Consider the following 18,056-nt stretch of genomic DNA (forward strand, 5'->3'; position numbering starts at 1 on the left):
ATCAGCCCTTTACCGCTCCTGCTGTCAGGCCGCTGACGATCTGGCGCTGGAAGAACAGGATCAGGACGAACAGCGGGGCTGTCGCAGACACAACCGCAGCAACGGCGTACATGACCTTGCCTTCCACCTGAGTGGTACCCATGAAGCTGTTGATGGCCGGAATGATAGTCTCATTCTCTTCACTCAAAAGCATCACGGCCACGGTAAAGTCGTTATAGGCCAACAAGAAACTGAAGAGACCTGTGGTGATCACACCGGGCCACATGACAGGAACAATCACGTGCCGGAAAGCCTGAAAGCGAGTGCAACCGTCGACCATTGCGCTCTCGTCCATGTCTTTTGGGATATTCTTGAAGAACGAGTGCAACATCCACAGGGTAAACGGCTGGTTGATTGCGACAAGCACGATGATGGTAGTCGGCAGGATGCCCCAGACATTCCACTCAAAGAACCAAAGTAGGTAGCCTGAGACCAGCGTGATGTGCGGCATGGCGCGGAACACCAATGCGGCCATCAGAATCCAGAACGCATAGCGGAATCCGGACCGGGCCAGCGCGTATCCACCCAACGTTCCGAAGGTCAGCGAGATGACCACGGTAAAGAACACAACGATGCCGGTATTCTTGAAGTTGAACCAGAAGTCTTCTTCGATCCACGCGCCGTAGTAGCCTGCACCAGTAAAGGCGCTACCGGTTTGTTCGATGGTGTTTGTGCCGCGCAGTGCGTTCATCCAGTCGGCCTTGGACAAGAAGTCGGCCTGCACCTTGAAGCTGCCCCAGAACGTCCAGAAGAACGGGAATGCCGCGATGATCAGCCAGAGCAACACAAAACCGTAAGAGAACAGTTTTAGCGGGGTCATGCGGGATTGTGCTTTGGTCGCCATGTCGTGTCCTCAGTGAGATTTACGGGTGAAGTCGCGCCATGTGCGCACCAGCACCGGCATCATCAGAATGACCACGATGAAGATGGTGATCAGCGAGGTCGCGCCAGCCGACGCATAGAGCGGGTTGCCGCTTTCGCGCAGGTCATTGAAGATAATCCAGCTAAGCGAGCGCGCATGAGCCTCGGCCTTGAAGCTGACGATAGGTTCAAAGACACGCAGGTTGTCCATGATCATCATCAGAGTCACAAACGAGACCAGCGGCATCAGGTGCGGCACGACAACGTGGATCATGCTCTGCCACTTGTTCGCACCATCGATCTGTGCGGCCTCGATCGTGTCTTCCGGAACCGTCTGAAGACCCGCGTAGAATGTGATGAAGCTGAAGGGGAGGGTGTGCCAGACACCATAGACCATCAGCATAATCCACATGAGCGGCGTAGACGCTTTCAGGCTCAGCGAAGGATCATTGAACAGTTTCTGAATTGTCGCCCCGATAACACCGTCACCGTCAACCATCCAGAACAGGATCAATGAACCAACCAGCGGGGTCACGAGGAAAGGCAAGAGGGAAATGAATATCGCCAAACCCTTCATTGCACGGGGCAGGTTATTGACGCCCACCGCGATCGCAAGGCCCAGCACCAAAACAAGGGGCGTCACAAGAAATGTGTAGGCCAGTGTAAAGGTCAGAGCGTTGTAGAATGGCAGGTTGTAAACCTTCGACCAGAAGTCACCCAGACTATCCGAGCTTGCCCAGGCCTCACCGATATCAGCAAGCGCCAAATGCGACCGGTCAAAATACGTGCCCAGACCGTTGAACCGGCCCAGCGGCTGTTCTTCCCGCAGCTTCTCGGTCGCTTCCGTATCGACCGTCGTAGTCGGGTTACATCCAAACGGACCGCAGCTTTCCGAGACGATCAGGACCTGCTCGTGTTCGACGAATAGCGACTGGATAAACACCGACACGATGGGCAGCGCGATGAACAGTATCATCGCGGACAGCGTCGGCAGAACAAACCAGAAGAAGGTGCGGTGTTTCATAGCATGCGTCCCGATCTAAATTCGAGAAAGAGAGGGGGCCGTGACAGCCCCCTCAAGTCGGGGAGATTTACTGGAGGAAACCAGCCTCTTTGGCCGAAGTCCTGTAGGCCGCCTCGACATCGGCAAGGGCTTGTTCTGCACTCTCGTTGCCCTTCAGGAAATCGGACAATTCTTTTCCAAGTGCGGCATGCATGAGACCGATCTGCGGGATCATTGGGTAAGGTTTTGCCCCACCCCGCGCAGTTTCAGAAACACCGGCAGCGGCAGGCCCAGGTTTGTAGCCTTCAAGCAGCCAGACCGCATCATCGTTGTTTTCCGCAACCATTTCCGGTGTCAGAGCGCTGACCAACGCTGCAAAAGTGGCTTCTGCTTCTTCATCCGACACGTTGGATGCGATCGAGATGCCGTCCCACCACAAAGTTGCGGCCGGGATCGACCCGCCACCAACAGTCGGTGCCGCCGAAAGAACCGTGTTCGAGGTCACCTCTTCGGATGAACCCTCATCATCCAGGATCGGCGCACCGCGCGACCCCCACATGACGCCCAACGCCGCCTGACCGGCCTCCCACAAACCTTGTGTCTCGTTTGATGCATGTGTCAGGTGGTCAGGATGCGCGTATTCGGCAAGCGCCTTCATGGTTTCAAGTGTGGCCAGGCCTTTTTCGTTGTTGATCGCAGGCTCGGCGGTTCCCGGCTCAAAGAACTCTCCACCATGTCCAAGATAGATCATGTTGAACACCTCAGCGAGGTTCCAGCCGCCGTCCCCGGCGCTCAGGTTCATCACTATCGGATGCTCCATAATGCCGGCGGCACGGATTTTTTCGGCCGCTTCAAGGACTTCTTCGTAGGTGGCGGGAACGCCGTCAAAACCTGCCTGCTCTAGAATATCCGTGCGGGAAAACAGGTGTTGTGAGTTGGCCATGAAGGCTACCGCCATGACATTGCCATCGATGGTGATCAACAAGTTCGGAGAGATGTTTTCGCCGTACTTTTCGACCAGATCGTTCAGCGGACGTACCAGACCGTCATTCATCAGCTGAGTCAGCGTCGAATTGGCCAGAATGACCGAAGTGTATTCAGACGGGTTCGGTGTCAGGGCCGCGTTCATGATCTGGCGCGCCTCGGTCGTATGGTTCGTTGAGAATTCAGACGCGTTGGCCGCGCAATTGGCTTCGGCGGTGCCTGCGACGGCGTGAATTGCCGGAAAATCACTGGCCAGAATGCGGACCGACTGGCCTTCAGGACCACAATTCGCTGCATATGCGGCCGAGCCCATCAGACCGACAAAGGTCGTTACGGTAGCTAACTTTCTCAGAAACATCTCAGTCTCCCTGTTTCTTTGAGTTTTGGATGCGTGCCCCTTACACGCATGTGGTTTTGACCCCGAGGCTCATCCCCGGTGATTTAGTGGGGCTATTGTCAGATCCGTTGCCCGGTCTGACCGTCAAACAAATGGCAAATCTCGTTTGGAACTGAGATTGACACCATGTCGTCAATTTCAGCGCGATAGTTCTTTTCGGCCTTTACAGAGACCAAAGCCCCGCCCACGCGCACTGAGATCATCGTCGCGTCGCCGAGCAGTTCCTGAGTGTAGATCGGCGCGTTGATCTGCCCCTGGCCGTCAGCCGCGAGCGAGGCATCTTCTGCGCGAAAGCCTAAAGTCAGCGGGCCGTCGGGTGCGCTGACATTGGGAATTTCAACATTTTTGGCCGCAAACGTCCCGCCGCGTACTTCTCCATCCATCAGGTTCATTGCCGGATTGCCAATGAAACTGGCCACAAACGTATTGGCGGGCGTGTCATAAATGTCTGTCGGACTGCCAACCTGCTGCACCACGCCCTGTTTCATCACCACGACACGGTCGGCCAGTGTCATCGCCTCGATCTGGTCGTGCGTCACATAGATTGTGGTTACTGCAAGCTCGTGGCTGAGGTTCTTGATCTGGGCACGAGTCGAGACACGTAATTTGGCGTCGAGGTTGGACAGAGGCTCATCCATTAGGAAAACGTTCGGCTCGCGCACAATTGCCCGGGCCAAAGCAACACGCTGACGCTGACCACCCGACAACTCTGCTGGCTTGCGATGAAGAAAGTCATCCAGTTCAACCATGGCCGACGCACGACGCACTTTTTCGTCATGCGACGAGGGGTCGATACCGCGAACCTTCAGCGGAAACCGGATGTTTTCGTAGACGTTCATGTTCGGATACAAAGCGTAGGACTGGAACACCATCGCGACGTCCCGATCCTTGGGCTCCATGTCGTTTACGCGCGTACCATCGATCAGAATGTCGCCCTCGCTCGCGTCTTCCAGACCCGCGATCATACGCATCGTCGTAGTTTTGCCGCAGCCGGAAGGGCCGAGAAGCACCAGGAACTCTTTGTCGGAAATTGTCAGGTCGAAATTGTCCACCCCGATAAACGAACCCCAGCGCTTTCCAACATTTCGAAGTTGAATCTCGGCCATTCTGTCCTCCCTGCCGAATGCATCGTGCATACGTTTGCAAGAGCATAGACATCAACAGCAACATCTGGCAAGAATTTTTTGCATGCGCATGCAAAATCGCCCGTCCATATATCGCCGAGCACTGCATCGCTTGGGTTAAAGCACTGAAAGAAAACAATATGCCCTATGAATCCGAAAAGACAATTGTCCTCGAACTTTACGAAGCACTGAGTCGAGCTGAAGAATCGGCCATTGCCGAGACGATCTCGGAGTATTGTGCAGAGGACTATCTCTGGCGTGGATTTCATCCGTTTGATGAACTGTTCGGCACCGACGAAGTGACCCAGAAATTCTGGCATCCGCTCATGAAAAGCCTGACACGAATGCAACGTCGCATGGACGTTTTCATGGCGGGCACCAACGAAATCGACGGGTTCACCTCAGTCTGGGTCGTTTCCATGGGTCATCTCATGGGACTGTTCGACAAAACCTGGCTGGGCATCGCCCCGACCGGCAAGTTGGCTTTTCTGCGGTATTGCGAGTTCAACCGGGTCGAGAACGGGAAAATCACCGAGACTGCGATGTTTTTCGACATTCCGCATCTCATGATGCAGGCTGGTTTGCGACCCTTCCCGCCGCAGACTGCGGCGCAGCTTGTTCAGCCCGGACCATTGACCCATGACGGCCTGATGTTTGACCCGCAACCAGCCGAAGAAGCTGACAAGACCTTGTCTGCTATCAATGCAATGATCTCCGATCTTGGCCGCTGGGATAGCGGCTTGAACCTTGAGGACGAGTTACGGCGCACATGGTGCGAGGACATGATTTGGTGGGGTCCGACTGGTATCGGCGCCACCTACACAATCGAACGCTATGCAAAGCAGCATGCCGGTCCGTTCCGCGCCGCGTTTACCGAGCGTTCGAAAACCAGACATGTCTGCCGCATGGCCGAAGGGCACTATGGGGGCTTTTTCGGGTGGCCGAATTTCACGGCACGCCCCACCGGCGGTTTCATGGGAATGCCCGCCACAGACAAAGCCGGTGAGTTCCGGGTGATCGACATCTACCGACGCGAGGGGGACAAACTGGCCGAGAACTGGATCTTTATCGATCTGCTCCATTTCTGGAAGCAGCAAGGCGTTGATATCCTGGCGCGGACAACAGGAATTGATGCGACATGAGGATCGATGCACACCACCACCTTTGGGACCTGAACGCCGTACTCTATCCATGGTTGATGGAAAAGGGTGTCAAGCGTTTCTTCGGCGACCCGACACCAATTCAGCGAGACTATCTACTGCCTGAGTTTCGCAGGGACGCGGAGGCCAGCGGTTTTACGGCATCTGTTCACATACAGGTCGGTTCAGCTGACCCTTGGGCCGAAGCTCAATGGGTGCAATCCGTCGCCGAGCAATTCCCTGACTGGCCTCTGGTGCAGGTCGCATTCTGCGATCTGACTGCCGAGGACCTGACAGACCAGTTGGATCGGCTACAGACACTGACATCGGTGCGGGGTGTGCGCCAGATCATTGGTCGATCACCCCGCGAAGACATGGCAACCGGCACAAACACGTTGCTCGAGAACCCAGAATTTCTGGCCGGCCTGCAGAAACTGGGTGAACGCGGTTTGTCCTTCGACCTGCAACTTCTGCCTGATCTGATGGAGCGGACTGCCGCGGTGTTGGAGAAAGCCCCACACACACAGATTGCCCTGTGCCATTCAGGATCGCCACATGATCGATCCGAGGCGGGATTGGTCAGATGGAAGACTTCTCTCAAATCGCTCTCCAGCTTGCCACAAGTTCACTGCAAACTCTCGGGCCTCGGGATGTTTGATCATGACTGGAGCACAGAAAGTGTCGGTCCCATCGTCGAAACCTGCTTGTCACAGTTCGGAGCCGATCGCTGCATGTTTGGCTCCAACTTTCCGGTCGACAGCCTGTCTTCCACTTATGATGAGCTCGTTTCCCGATACCAGCAGCTGGTGTCCGACGAGCATCAGTCAGATGTGTTCTGCAACACGGCAAAGCGATTCTACCGGATTGCTGACCAACCTCACTGACGTGATCCGTTTCGATATTCTGTTGTTTGAACTTAGACGTTTCTTGCTGCCGAGCCATCGATTGCCGGGCGCATATGAAAATGGGTGGAGCGTGCGCCCCACCCCTTCACGTCAGGCCCCGATGATGTTGTGACCAGGACCGTACGGGAAACCTGTGATATTCTCGGCGCCGTCTTCGCCGACCACAAGAATATCGTGTTCGCGATAGCCACCCGCGCCGGGCTGACCCTCGGGAATCCACAGCATCGGCTCAATCGACACGACCATGCCGGGTTCCAAAACTGTGTCGATGTCCTCGCGCAATTCCAGCCCGGCCTCGCGACCGTAGTAGTGGCTGAGAACGCCAAAGGAATGGCCGTAGCCGAAGGAACGGTATTGCAGCAACCCTTCGTCCGAGAAGAAGCGGTTTATCTCGGCGGTTATGCCCGAACAGGTCGCTCCGGGCTTGATCAGGCTCAGGCCCAGCTCGTGCGCGGCCACGTTGGCTTTCCACAGGCGCAGGCTGTCGGCGTCCGGTTCCCCAAGGAACAGGGTGCGCTCCAGCGCGGTGTAATAGCCCGAGATCATGGGGAAGGTGTTCAGCGACAGGATATCGCCTTTTTGCAACGGGCGTTTGGTGACAGGGTTATGTGCGCCGTCGGTGTTCAGACCCGATTGAAACCAGACCCACGTGTCGCGATATTCGGCTTCAGGATAGGCGCGTGCGATTTCCTCTTCCATCGCGTCGCGACCCGCCATTGCAATCTCGATCTCGGTTGCGCCTTCGCGGATTGCCGCGTGAATGGCCGCGCCACCAACGTCCGCCGTGCGGGCGCCGCCTTTGATCAGATCGATCTCTTCCGCTGATTTGACCATGCGAGCAGCCATTGTGTCAGGTGCGATGTCGACCAGTTCGGGACTGCCCAGCATGTTCAGCGCAGTATCGCGAGCCGCCAGCGTCATATGATCGCTTTCGATGCCAATCCGTTTCGCATTCCCGATCAGGTTGGCAACGGCACGCCAGTAGTTGTCGCGCTTCCAGTCAGTGTAGATCACGTTATCTTCAACCGACCGGCGCCAGGGTTGCCCAGCGTCGATGTTGGCGGAAACCGTGGTGCAGCTATCCTGGGTCACGACGCAGCCATAAGGACGGCCGAAGGCGCAATACAGAAAGCCCGAGTAATAGGCGATATTCTGCATCGACGTCAGCAGGACAACGGGGATGTCTCGTTTGGCCATTATCGCGCGCAGGGCCGCCAGGCGGCGATCATACTCAGCCTTGCTGAACGGCAGCGGTGCTTTTTCGCCATTGTGGCAGGTAAAGAATTCGGGGCGGTTTGACGTATCTGTCATTTTTGGTCTCTCATCTTTGCCGGGTGTGCAAAGCCCGGCCACATGTCCCGGCGTTCAGGACAGGCGGTCTCGGGGTCCGAGAGCCGATCATCCCCTAAGGTGCCGCGACGCCATCGCGGCGGGGATGAACGGATAAATCGTTAGATGAGACGAAACGCTGCGTCAAGCGGGCGACAGACCCCGCAACCGTTCCGAACGACGCCGCAGCAATTCCACCGTGGTTAGCAAGGCAATAGACAGAACCACAAGGATCGTGGCCACCGCCAGAATGGTCGGGCTGATCTGTTCGCGCAGGCCGGTGAACATCTGCCACGGCAACGTCTTTTGGCTGGCGGAGCCCACAAACAGGACCACCACAACTTCATCAAAGGAGGTGATGAAGGCAAACAGGCCACCCGAGATCACGCCCGGCAAGATCAACGGCATCTGGATCTTGAAGAACGTGCGAACCGGGCCTGCCCCCATGTTTGCAGCGGCGCGCGTCAGGGACCGATCAAAGCCAACCAAAGTTGCCGTAACGGTGATGATGACGAAAGGAATACCCAGAACCGCATGGGCCAGGACCACCTTCAGATAGCCCACGAAGTTCTTGTTCATGCCCAGCGTGCCCTCAAGGAACCTTCCGATATCACTGTAGAAAAAGAACATGCCTGTCGCCGAGATAATCAGCGGAACGATCATCGGGGAGATCAGGATACCCATGATCGCACGGCGTCCCGGAACGTGGGACTGGCTGAGCCCGATGGCGGCCAGTGTTCCAAGGGTGACTGAAATTACCGTCGCAATCGGCGCGATGATCAGCGAGTTCTTGAAGCTTCGCTGCCATTCATTGTTGGTAAAGAAATCGCGGTAGTGCTTTAGCGAGTATCCTTCGGGGTCCAGTCGCAACATCTCGGGGGTGAATGTAAAGAAGTCCTGCGCATTGAAGGAAAGTGGCAACACCACAAGGATCGGCGTGATCAGGAAAACAAAGATCGCGCCGCAGATCACGCGGAACAGATAGTGGTAAAACACCTGCTGAGCCGTCAGATAAGGCAGCAGCTTGCGCCGATACCGACCTTCGTACAGCCAGTAGATGAACCAGATGAAGAACCAGCCGCCCAATAAGCCCAGAACGCCACCCATCAGACCGGAAACCAGAAATCCGACGATGCCAAAGCCGAGGATGTTGATCCAGCGGGCCAGCTTTTCATTTTTCACGATGTTGATATAGACCCAAGCCAGCCCGGCAATCAGGACGGCTCCGCCCAGAATTCCAAGGATGACTGAGCCATTTCCGGCGCCGACGAAAATGCCGGCAAAGGCACCTGCCAATGCGACACTGGGCAGAACCATGGACATGGGCTTGCGGGATATCGGTGTCAGTGCGGCCATCTTGATTATCCCAGCTTCACGTTATCGATGCCTACGATCTTGTCGTAGACCCAGTAGAGCAGCAGCACGACACCCAGAAGGATCGTGCCCAAGGCCGCGGCAAGCCCCCAGTTCAGCGAGGACGAGATGTGATAGGCAATCCGGTTCGAGATGAAGACACCCTTGGTGCCGCCCACGATCTCGGGCGTGATGTAGTAACCAATCGCCAGAATGAAGACGAGGATCGAGCCCGCGCCGATACCAGGTATGGATTGCGGGAAATAGATGCGCCAGAAGGTGGTCCAGTTGGTCGCGCCCATCGACTTTGCTGCGCGGGTATATGACGGCGGGATCGTCTGCATTACCGAATACATCGGCAGGATCATAAAAGGCAGCAAAATGTGCGTCATGGCTACGATCGTGCCGATTTGATTGTTGATGATGATCAGTCGGGCATCATCCGCTACCAGCCCAAGCCAGACCAGCGTATCGTTAATCACCCCTTGCTGTTGCAGCATGACCTTCCAAGCGGACGTTCGCACCAGCAAAGACGTCCAGAAGGGTAAAAGTACGAGAATCATCAGCAGGTTGGAGACCCGCATCGGCAGTGTCGCCAACAGGTAACTGACCGGATAGGCAAGCAAAATACAGGCGCCCGTAATCACAAGCGACATGAACAGCGTACGACCGAACAACTTGACGAGGATCTGTTTGTCCTCTGGCTGAGCCTGCGCCCCTTCTGGCGTGCGGCGCATGTCCACCGCGTTCAGGAAATAGCCGTTGGTGATCTGCGGCGAATGCGTTTTGATGACACGCCAGGTTTGCGGATCGCCCCAGCCGTCATGGATTTCGATCAGCTGCTCCTTGAATGGACCATCTGTTTCGGGATCCAGTTTATTGATCTGTCGCCCGGACCTGCGGAACATCGAAGACATGCCAGTTTCTTCGTAGTTCAAACGCGAGCCGAGCCTTGTGTGCTCTTTGTTGTCAATCGCAACAATCATGTCGCGGACGAATGCGTCATACACATCCTCGCCCGGCAGTTCGCCAGTTTGTTCGTCCCATTCGCTCAGCGCCGCAACTGTCTGCGGCAGCGTGTCCGCGACAATGCTGTTCTCAACAGATCGGAACAGCATCGATGCGATCGGAATAATAAACGAGAACAGAACAAACAGAAGAAGCGGGGCCACCAACAACAACGCGCGTAGTTTTTGCCGTCGTAGCGAACGAGCCAGAGATTGCTTGAGCGGTGTTCCGTCCGCTGCCAGCATCGGTCCCACGTTTTGGCTTGCGTCAGTCATTGTTGTTCCTTGGCTTGTCTTGGATCAGGGGCAGCGCACCGCCCCTGACATGGTCGTTAATCGTGCAACGGCTTATTGTGCCAGCCACGCCTGGAATTTGGCGTCGATGTCGTCACGATAATCAGCCCAGAACTCGTAGTTGTAGAGGAACGTGTTCTTGGCGTTTTCCGGATCGGTCGGCATGTGCGGTGCCATGTCGATGCCCAGCTCTGCGTGCTGGCCAACCAGCGGAGCAGACGATGCGCGGGCCGGACCGTACGAGATATACTTGGCCTGATCCGCCAGACGCTGCGTATCGGTTGCGAACATGATGTAGTCCAGTGCACGCTGCTGACGCTCTTCGCTCAGACCGGCAGGAATGATCCAACCGTCCAGATCGAACACCTGCGCGTCCCACAGCATGGCAACGGGCTGTTTCTGTTCTTCGATCACGCTGAACAGGCGACCGTTATAGGTCGACCCCATGACGATTTCACCGTCAGCCAAAAGCTGCGGCGTGTCGGCCCCTGCGGACCACCAGACAACGTTGTCCTTGATGGTGTCGAGTTTGGCCAGTGCCTGGTCTTGACCTTCAGGTGTAGCGAGAACGTCATAAACGTCATCTTTGGCGACACCGTCGCACAACAGGGCCCATTCCATGTTGTTGATCGGGCGTTTCTCCAGCGAACGCTTGCCGGGATAGGTTTCCAGATCGAAGATCGCGCAGACATCAGTCGGCGGGGTGTCACCCACCAAGTCAGTCCGATACCCGAACGTGGTCGAATACACGATCTGTGGAATAAAACAGTCGCTGACCAGAAGGTCACCAAAGTCTTCGGATGCAGGTGTGCCATCGGGCGCCGGGGCCAGCATTGTATCCGGGTCGATTTCCAGCGCCAGACCTTCGTCGCAAAGACGGATTGCGTCAGCCGCCACAACGTCCACCACGTCCCAAGTGATGTTGCCGGCTTCGTTCATTGCGCGCAGCTTGGCAACGGCTTCCGCCGAGCTGTCGTCATTCAAAATGGTGACACCGGTCTTTTCCGAATAGGGCTCGTGATAAGCCTTCAGCTGCGATTTGGAATAGGCGCCGCCCCAGGAAACGATGGTCATCTCCTCGGCGGAAACGCCGCTCGCAGCGGTGGCAAGGGCTGCTGCCGTAAGTAGGGTTGTGGTTGTTTTCATGTGTTGCTCCCAGTTCATCCCGTTTATGTGTGTGGTCGGCTGATGCACGGGTATTCATCAGCCGGTCCCTCAGTTTAGCCGCGCTTGTTCCGCGCAGCTTGGTCTATGCGTCGAGCGCACGACAATCCTGGGCCAGCCAGCCAATCTCGATCTCCTGACCGGGGCTCAGCCGAACGGCGTCCGGTGCGTTCCGGGTCTTGACGATGAACTCGTCATTGCCGGCCACCGACATGCGGAACCGAAATACATCGCCCATGTAAATGAACTCTTTGACGGTTGCCTTGAGCGTATGCGCATCGGCGTGCAGGCGGTCCTTGTTGAATTCGACACGCTCGGGTCGGATCGAAACCTTGGTTCGCGCACCTGCTTCGTGGACATTGATCGGGACCGCGTCGATCTCGGAACCATCGTCCAATTGGACGAGGCACGTGTCGCCATCAATTGACTTCACGACACCTTCCAGAGTGTTGTTCTCACCGATGAATTGCGCGACGAAACTGTTTTCAGGCTCTTCGTACAGCTGATCGGGTGGCGCAAGCTGCTGGATGCGGCCATCGTCGAACACGGCAACACGATCGGACATGGTCAGGGCTTCGGTCTGGTCATGGGTCACGTAGACGGTGGTGATCCCCAGATCATGCGCAAGTCGCGTGATTTCGAACTGCATATGCTCGCGCAGTTGCTTGTCCAGGGCACCCAATGGCTCGTCCATCAAAACAAGCTCGGGTTCGAACACGAGGGCGCGGGCCAGGGCGATCCGCTGCTGCTGTCCCCCGGACAGCTGAGCCGGCCGCCGGCCGCCAAAGGCGCCCATCTGCACCATGTCCAGCGCACGCTTGACCTTTTCCTCCCGTTCCGACTTGCCCAGTTTGCGAACCTCCAACGGGAACGAGAGATTTTCGGCCACCGTCATATGCGGGAAAAGGGCGTAATTCTGAAAAACCATGCCGATTCCACGCTTGTGTGGCGGAATGTTGTTGATGGGCTTGCCATCAAGCAGGATTTCCCCATGGGTGGCAGTTTCAAACCCGGCGAGCATCATAAGGCAGGTGGTTTTACCCGACCCTGACGGCCCAAGCATCGTCAGGAATTCGCCTTTGGGCATTGCCAGATTGAGATCTTTAACGACGAGATTTTCGCCATCATAAGACTTTTGAACGCGTTGAAATTCGACAAACGCGGCGTCGTTCGTTGTATCGGTCACAAGACCCCCTGTTGCGTCAAATGATTATCCGAGAGCGTCGGATTTCATTGATCAGTAGGCATCAGTTAAGACCATGCGATGTGCATATTGCAACTATGAATGCAGATTTTGCCAAATTTGATGAGCGATTGACAAGTCAATTGTCCGTGTTGAGACGGCGCATATGCCATGCAAGGCTTTGATTACTCGAAAGAACAGGCTTTCCAATCCGGGCGCGAATCTCGGGAATGGCCTCGCGGGTTCGAAGGTTGGTGCAACTCAGGAAAACCGCCTCGACAGACGGGTCCGACCCCAGTTTCGTGGCAGCATCAATCACGGATCGAACGGAAATCCGAACGACCTTGGCCTCTTCGGCTTCTCCGAACGTTCCAAACACATCCATTGTTATTCCGCTTTCGGCAAAAGCGCGGCGCAGCGGGATGTTGACCTCTTCAATATACGGTGAAAGCAACGCGAATTTCGAAACTCCAAGGTTTTCGGCGCAGGCCGTGGCGGCACGTAGGGGATTTGTGACCTCGGCCGTATTGCAGGCTTGTTTGACAAGGTGCGCAACACGTTCAGAACCAATGACCGAGCTCGCCGACGTGCACCCATATCCCACCACGCGGTAAGGGCGCGCACTGGGCAATAAGCCGGCGGCCGCTGGCAATGCACTCTCCATTTCAGCCAGGCTGTCAGTCGTCACCTCGATCCCGCTGGGAATGCGGGATACGTGGATCGGGTATCGGTGGTCCGAGAAATACTGACTGAATTCCGGCTCAAGCGTCTCGTCGGTCTGCAGCACAATCAGACCCAATGGCGAGGCTTGCGGATCGTCTTCATCCAGAGTGTACGGAATAAGGGTCATAGCTCGATTATCTCCGGCCCGATGCGCGGGCTGATAAAACGTGGGGCTCCATCGGTGACCACGAAATTTTCTTCGTGCACCAGGATCTTGCCACCGACGGAAATTCCCGGTTCCAGCGTCAATACCATGCCCGGCTCCAATACGGTGTGATCAGTCGGTATAAGAGACGGCCATTCGGTCAGCGACATCCCCAGCCCATGCCCCAAGCGCCCCGCATCCGTACTCTCGGCGTCCCTTGTAAGCACGGAGTTCATAGCATGAAACAAGTCCGCAGCGGTCGCGCCCGGGGTAGCGATTTCAAACGCAGTATCCGAGGCTTCGATGAGCCGGGCATAAGCAGATTTCACATCGGGCCGCGCGGTGCCTATGGACCAGTTGCGGTCGAAATCCGAAAAATATCCGTCCCAGACCAACCCGGTGTCCAGCATCAGAACGTCACCAACCGCCAAGGGGGTTGGCGATGCGGGTGAAATCACATCGGTATAGCCGCCCTGTTCTGCCCCGCCCGCCAGGTAGGGAACCCAATCGGCCCCCTCTTCCAGGCAAAGCACTTGAAATTTGCGGAACACCTCGTCCAGCGGAACACCCTCGCGAACTATCTCGGGCACACGTGCGAAAGCTTTGCCTGCGATGTCACAGGCAGTTTCAATCTTGTCGATCTCGGCCTCTGATTTGATAATGCGCAACCGCCTCAGAATACCGTGGTCGCCTGTAATTGCGCGTGTTCCTATCTCACTGCGCAAACGATCCAAATTCGCCATCGGCATCCGCACATGGGTCTCGTGACCATCCGGTATGCCGATTTTTCCGTCTGTCGGTGTCAGCGCAGCCAGTGCATCAGCCAAGAGCGAGACGCCATCGTCCCTCAGGTCCGGGGAACTCCAGGTTCGGATGTCCTCGATCCAGGTCTGCCCCATCAGCGCAGCACCTATGGATGGTATTATCGCCACTGGTTTTCCAGCGGCCGGGACGATCAGATACCAGGGACGCGTCGGGCTTTCCCAGAACCGGGTCAAATACCCTGTGAAGTAACGCACGCCTGTTTCCGTCGTAAGCAACAGAGCGGACAGGCCCGCTGTGTTCATCAACGTCTGTGCGCGCTCGGTACGCGCTTGGAACTCGGACGGCGCGAAACCCCTCATGCAGCAATCTCTGCATCGTGACACTTAATGCATTCCTGACGGTTTATCACCAGTGCGTTACCAGAGCATTCCTCTGCCAAAGAATAATCGCCCTCTTTGCAGGATGTCGTGAACGCCGGGCTTGTTGTGTCGTTATTGGGGTCAGCGGTGCGAGCTTTGCTCGCAAAACAAAAAGGCTCAGGTGGCCCCGATTTTTCCCTCGACCGGTGCAAGTCGTTGGCGATCTGCATGACCCCTCCGAATTTCTGATCTGTCGACGTGATCCGATCGGTGAAGTCCTGTCAACCTCAGCTTGCTGGCGAACGCTGTCGTCCTGTGGACGCCTCGGGCGGTTCAAAACACTTGATCAGCGTGAAAAACCGGACAAACCTGTTTGCGGCTATCAGGTCGCCGCGCACGCGTCGGATAAAGTGCCGACACAAGCGGTTGCTGCACGGCCGAATGACGCGAAATAATGAACTGGCGGGGGAGTTGCGGGTTTTGGACGCAGGCAATAACAGTCGTTGGTGGATTCTGGGCGCTATGGGCTGCATCCTCGGCGTAATCCTTCTGGATGAAACCGCGGTTGGCGTTGCCCTACCAACAATCCGCAATGAACTGGGGATGTCCGAACTCTCGTCGCATTGGGTGGTCAACATTTACCTGCTGACCCTCGCGGTTCTTGCAGGCGCGGCTGGTCGCATCGGCGATATTATCGGCACCCGGATTCTTCTGACCATCGGCCTGCTGATATTCGGCGCAGCCTCGGCGGCTGCGGGGCTGGCGCCGAATGGCCTTTTTCTGCTTTTGGCACGTGGAGTCCAGGGTGTGGGAGCCGCGATGATCTTCCCGCTTTCGCTTGTACTCATTGCCTTGTCTTTTGACGATTCCGAGCGCGGCATGGCCTTGGGCACCTACGGTGCAATCGGAACAAGTTTTCTGGCAGCAGGGCCATTGGTGGGCGGCGCACTGACAGAAGGTTTGTCCTGGCGATGGATCTTCTGGATCAATCCCATAGTCGTGATCTGCGTTGCCGCTGTTGTCTGGAAATACTGGCGCGATCCGCCGCGACAGGCCGAAGAGAGTTTTGACCTGATCGGCATGATCCTTTTGATCTGCGGACTGTCGCTTTTGATATTTGGCATCATGCAAGGGCCGGAAGAAGGATGGCAACAGACCGGTGTAATCGTTGCGCTTATCCTCGGGGCTGGCATGCTCATAGCTTTTGCGGTCGTGGAATTGCGCCTCACCAACCCTTTGCTTGCTATCGATTTGTTCCGGAACGCGACGTTTTCCGCGTCAAACCTGATTGTTGGAATGGCGCAATACGCCAAGATCGCGACCTTCGTCTTTGGTGCCATGTATTTTCAAACGGTTGAAGGGTGGAGCCCATTATGGGCCGGTCTTGCGCTGCTCCCGGCTGTTGTGCCTACTACTCTGATGGCGCCTGTTGCAGGCCGTTTGTCTGACAGCCGCGGAACCCGGTGGCCCGCGTTATTGGGATTGGTTTTGACGACCGGTGGCTTGATTGCGATGGCAATGGGGATGACGATTCAGGTTCAGATCCTCGTATTTTTCGGCTTCGTTTGTTTTGGGATCGCCGTGTCGCTTATGTTCGTCCCGTCCCAGCGGGCGGTGACCATGTCCGTCCCACCGCAGATGCAAGGTCAGGCCGGGGGTATGGTCCTGTCGAGCCAGCTAATCGGCGGCACCCTGGGAATGACCATCTGCAGCACGACACTGGCGATGACATCGTCTCAGGCCGCCGTCTTTTGGGTGGGCGCAGCCGTGTCCGCGCTGGTTCTTGTCTACGCATATTTTGCGATTGAGGTCTCCGAGACTGCGGCCAATTAGCGGAAATGCGTTATTGCTGCGGTGGGTTTGTCGTCGTGCAGCCTTGGTTTCACACATATCCGCGCACCTCGATCCTTGTGTTCATGCCTGATTGGCAACGGCGGATCAGAGATCTGCGCAGGAGTTCATGGCACGGGCGATTGCGTGTTCGGTTTCTTCAAGATCCGACGCGGTCAGAGCCAGTGAAGCATAGAATTTCATGGGCGCTTTCAAAATACCATCAGCCCGCAAGGATGCGTTGAACTGTTTCTGGCGATCTGCGTTGGCACGCAGCGTATCGCGATAGTCCACAACAGGGCCTTCTGCGAACACGATGTCGAAAAGAACCGGATCACCAACGACAGTCGCAGAAAAACCTCTCTTCGAGGCGGCTGCTTCCAATGCTTTCATCAACCTCTTCCCGGATCTGCGGAGGTCTTCATAGGCGCCGTCGCGCTTGAGTATTTCCAAGGTTTTCAACCCCGCCGCAGCGGCCACCGGATTGCCGCTGAGGGTTCCAACCTGAAACGTGAAGCCCTTTTGGCCCACTTTGTCGACGTCGAAATGGGCCATGATCTCGGCTGTCCCGGCAATGGCGGCCATTGGGAACCCGCCACCGATGACCTTCCCCAAAGTGCAAAGATCGGGCGTGACGCCGTACAATTCCTGTCCACCGCCCAGCGCCAGCCGGAAACCGGTGACAACTTCGTCGAAGATAAGAACGATGCCATGCCGGTGTGTTTCTTCCCGCAACGCCTCCAGAAATCCCGGCGCTGGCGGGATCAAGCGTTGAAGCGGCTCGACTATGATACCGGCAAGTTGTTCAGCGTATTCGGAAATAATCTGACGGGCAAATGAGATATCGTTGAACGGCGCAATGATTACACCGTCCTGCGTCGCCTGCGGAATTCCAGCAGAATCGGGGACGGGCTCGGGAAAGTTCGAAAGGTGCTGCGGGGACATGCTCATCAGGGCTTCACCGGACATCCCGTGATAGCCGCCTTCGAATTTCAGAATGAGGTCTCGCCCGGTATATGCACGCGCCAGACGCATGGCATACATATCTGCCTCGGAACCGGTGGAGACATAGCGTAGCTGATCCGCGCAAGGCACCGCATCGCAAATCACCTCGGCCAGTTCGATTCCGGCTGCGTTGGATGTGAAGAACGTCATGCCATCGGCAAGTTGCGCTTGCACGGCCTCCATGACTTCGGGATGATTGTGACCCACCAGCATTGGACCCGAGCCAATCAGGTAGTCAATGTATTCCTTGCCATCCTCATCCCAAACACGAGACCCCTGCCCCTTTTTCAGAACGACGCTCGGGTCGTAGTTCCCAAATCCTCCGGCGGGCAGAACCCGATTTGCACGTGCACGCCACTGTTCCAGATTGGTCTGAGTCATCCGGCTTCCCCTGTTCCGCTTTCATGGTGAGTTTCGTCTTGACCAAAGTTGAAAGGCAATTAAGAA

16 protein-coding genes are annotated in these 18,056 nt (G+C 56.3%); 3 read left to right on the forward strand and 13 right to left on the reverse strand.

Going from position 1 to position 18,056, the window contains the following annotated elements:
* Position 1: 1 nt before the first annotated feature.
* From AC2TEL_RS18830 to AC2TEL_RS18845, 4 genes are all read right to left on the reverse strand, one after another.
* Entirely contained in the window at positions 2 to 883 is an 882-nt protein-coding gene (locus tag AC2TEL_RS18830; protein ID WP_480844215.1) for a carbohydrate ABC transporter permease, read from the reverse strand.
* Between the two features lie 9 nt (positions 884 to 892).
* Positions 893 to 1,924, reverse strand: a complete 1,032-nt coding sequence (locus AC2TEL_RS18835) for a carbohydrate ABC transporter permease (protein WP_480844216.1) — start codon at positions 1,922 to 1,924, stop codon at positions 893 to 895.
* 67 nt (positions 1,925 to 1,991) lie between these two features.
* Positions 1,992 to 3,245, reverse strand: coding sequence for an ABC transporter substrate-binding protein (locus AC2TEL_RS18840; RefSeq protein ID WP_480906117.1), 1,254 nt, complete (start codon positions 3,243 to 3,245; stop codon positions 1,992 to 1,994).
* A gap of 98 nt (positions 3,246 to 3,343) precedes the next feature.
* A complete protein-coding gene (locus AC2TEL_RS18845; RefSeq protein WP_480844218.1) occupies positions 3,344 to 4,390 on the reverse strand; it encodes an ABC transporter ATP-binding protein in 1,047 nt (348 codons plus the stop codon).
* A 158-nt stretch (positions 4,391 to 4,548) separates the two neighbouring features.
* Here AC2TEL_RS18845 and AC2TEL_RS18850 point away from each other — a divergent pair, with 158 nt between their 5' ends.
* Positions 4,549 to 5,550: a nuclear transport factor 2 family protein gene (locus tag AC2TEL_RS18850; RefSeq protein WP_480906120.1), complete on the forward strand. Its 1,002-nt coding sequence runs from the start codon at positions 4,549 to 4,551 to the stop codon at positions 5,548 to 5,550.
* Positions 5,547 to 6,431: an amidohydrolase family protein gene (locus AC2TEL_RS18855; protein ID WP_480906123.1), complete on the forward strand. Its 885-nt coding sequence runs from the start codon at positions 5,547 to 5,549 to the stop codon at positions 6,429 to 6,431. Before AC2TEL_RS18850 ends, AC2TEL_RS18855 begins: the two co-directional genes overlap by 4 nt.
* Before the next feature lie 111 nt (positions 6,432 to 6,542).
* Here the strand turns inward: AC2TEL_RS18855 and AC2TEL_RS18860 are convergent, their stop codons facing one another.
* From AC2TEL_RS18860 to AC2TEL_RS18895, 8 genes are all read right to left on the reverse strand, one after another.
* Entirely contained in the window at positions 6,543 to 7,763 is a 1,221-nt protein-coding gene (locus AC2TEL_RS18860; RefSeq protein WP_480906126.1) for an aminopeptidase P family protein, read from the reverse strand.
* A 162-nt stretch (positions 7,764 to 7,925) separates the two neighbouring features.
* Positions 7,926 to 9,137 carry an ABC transporter permease gene (locus tag AC2TEL_RS18865; RefSeq protein WP_480862766.1) on the reverse strand — a complete coding sequence of 404 codons (1,212 nt, stop codon included), beginning with the start codon at positions 9,135 to 9,137 and terminating at the stop codon, positions 7,926 to 7,928.
* A gap of 5 nt (positions 9,138 to 9,142) precedes the next feature.
* On the reverse strand, positions 9,143 to 10,417 hold the full coding sequence (locus AC2TEL_RS18870) for an ABC transporter permease (RefSeq protein WP_480844223.1): 1,275 nt from the start codon (positions 10,415 to 10,417) through the stop codon (positions 9,143 to 9,145).
* Between the two features lie 72 nt (positions 10,418 to 10,489).
* Positions 10,490 to 11,581: an extracellular solute-binding protein gene (locus tag AC2TEL_RS18875; RefSeq protein WP_480844224.1), complete on the reverse strand. Its 1,092-nt coding sequence runs from the start codon at positions 11,579 to 11,581 to the stop codon at positions 10,490 to 10,492.
* A gap of 103 nt (positions 11,582 to 11,684) precedes the next feature.
* The gene (locus AC2TEL_RS18880) at positions 11,685 to 12,785 is read right to left on the reverse strand and encodes an ABC transporter ATP-binding protein (protein WP_480844225.1); all 1,101 of its coding nucleotides are present in this window, start codon (positions 12,783 to 12,785) and stop codon (positions 11,685 to 11,687) included.
* 136 nt (positions 12,786 to 12,921) lie between these two features.
* Complete coding sequence (locus AC2TEL_RS18885) at positions 12,922 to 13,632, reverse strand: maleate cis-trans isomerase family protein (protein ID WP_480844226.1); 711 nt, start codon at positions 13,630 to 13,632, stop codon at positions 12,922 to 12,924.
* The gene (locus AC2TEL_RS18890) at positions 13,629 to 14,774 is read right to left on the reverse strand and encodes a M24 family metallopeptidase (RefSeq protein WP_480844227.1); all 1,146 of its coding nucleotides are present in this window, start codon (positions 14,772 to 14,774) and stop codon (positions 13,629 to 13,631) included. The genes AC2TEL_RS18885 and AC2TEL_RS18890 overlap by 4 nt, the downstream gene beginning before the upstream one ends.
* A complete protein-coding gene (locus AC2TEL_RS18895; protein WP_480844228.1) occupies positions 14,771 to 15,004 on the reverse strand; it encodes a hypothetical protein in 234 nt (77 codons plus the stop codon). The genes AC2TEL_RS18890 and AC2TEL_RS18895 overlap by 4 nt, the downstream gene beginning before the upstream one ends.
* A gap of 211 nt (positions 15,005 to 15,215) precedes the next feature.
* Here AC2TEL_RS18895 and AC2TEL_RS18900 point away from each other — a divergent pair, with 211 nt between their 5' ends.
* A complete protein-coding gene (locus tag AC2TEL_RS18900) occupies positions 15,216 to 16,607 on the forward strand; it encodes a DHA2 family efflux MFS transporter permease subunit (protein ID WP_480844229.1) in 1,392 nt (463 codons plus the stop codon).
* A gap of 105 nt (positions 16,608 to 16,712) precedes the next feature.
* On the opposite strand, the gene AC2TEL_RS18905 is transcribed toward AC2TEL_RS18900, so the two are convergent.
* Positions 16,713 to 17,990 (reverse strand): aspartate aminotransferase family protein, encoded by a 1,278-nt coding sequence (locus AC2TEL_RS18905; RefSeq protein WP_480862761.1) that lies wholly within the window; start codon positions 17,988 to 17,990, stop codon positions 16,713 to 16,715.
* Positions 17,991 to 18,056 lie beyond the last annotated feature (66 nt).

This window comes from Ruegeria sp. HKCCD9138, assembly GCF_057220975.1.

Excerpts from the sequence above, each read along its gene's own strand:
- AC2TEL_RS18830 (WP_480844215.1), bottom strand. The coding sequence starts at position 883 with ATGGCGACCAAAGCACAATCCCGCATGACCCCGCTAAAACTGTTCTCT.
- AC2TEL_RS18835 (WP_480844216.1), bottom strand. The coding sequence starts at position 1,924 with ATGAAACACCGCACCTTCTTCTGGTTTGTTCTGCCGACGCTGTCCGCG.
- AC2TEL_RS18840 (WP_480906117.1), bottom strand. The coding sequence starts at position 3,245 with ATGTTTCTGAGAAAGTTAGCTACCGTAACGACCTTTGTCGGTCTGATG.
- AC2TEL_RS18845 (WP_480844218.1), bottom strand. The coding sequence starts at position 4,390 with ATGGCCGAGATTCAACTTCGAAATGTTGGAAAGCGCTGGGGTTCGTTT.
- AC2TEL_RS18850 (WP_480906120.1), top strand. The coding sequence starts at position 4,549 with ATGCCCTATGAATCCGAAAAGACAATTGTCCTCGAACTTTACGAAGCA.
- AC2TEL_RS18855 (WP_480906123.1), top strand. The coding sequence starts at position 5,547 with ATGAGGATCGATGCACACCACCACCTTTGGGACCTGAACGCCGTACTC.
- AC2TEL_RS18860 (WP_480906126.1), bottom strand. The coding sequence starts at position 7,763 with ATGACAGATACGTCAAACCGCCCCGAATTCTTTACCTGCCACAATGGC.
- AC2TEL_RS18865 (WP_480862766.1), bottom strand. The coding sequence starts at position 9,137 with ATGGCCGCACTGACACCGATATCCCGCAAGCCCATGTCCATGGTTCTG.
- AC2TEL_RS18870 (WP_480844223.1), bottom strand. The coding sequence starts at position 10,417 with ATGACTGACGCAAGCCAAAACGTGGGACCGATGCTGGCAGCGGACGGA.
- AC2TEL_RS18875 (WP_480844224.1), bottom strand. The coding sequence starts at position 11,581 with ATGAAAACAACCACAACCCTACTTACGGCAGCAGCCCTTGCCACCGCT.
- AC2TEL_RS18885 (WP_480844226.1), bottom strand. The coding sequence starts at position 13,632 with ATGACCCTTATTCCGTACACTCTGGATGAAGACGATCCGCAAGCCTCG.
- AC2TEL_RS18890 (WP_480844227.1), bottom strand. The coding sequence starts at position 14,774 with ATGAGGGGTTTCGCGCCGTCCGAGTTCCAAGCGCGTACCGAGCGCGCA.
- AC2TEL_RS18895 (WP_480844228.1), bottom strand. The coding sequence starts at position 15,004 with ATGCAGATCGCCAACGACTTGCACCGGTCGAGGGAAAAATCGGGGCCA.
- AC2TEL_RS18900 (WP_480844229.1), top strand. The coding sequence starts at position 15,216 with ATGACGCGAAATAATGAACTGGCGGGGGAGTTGCGGGTTTTGGACGCA.
- AC2TEL_RS18905 (WP_480862761.1), bottom strand. The coding sequence starts at position 17,990 with ATGACTCAGACCAATCTGGAACAGTGGCGTGCACGTGCAAATCGGGTT.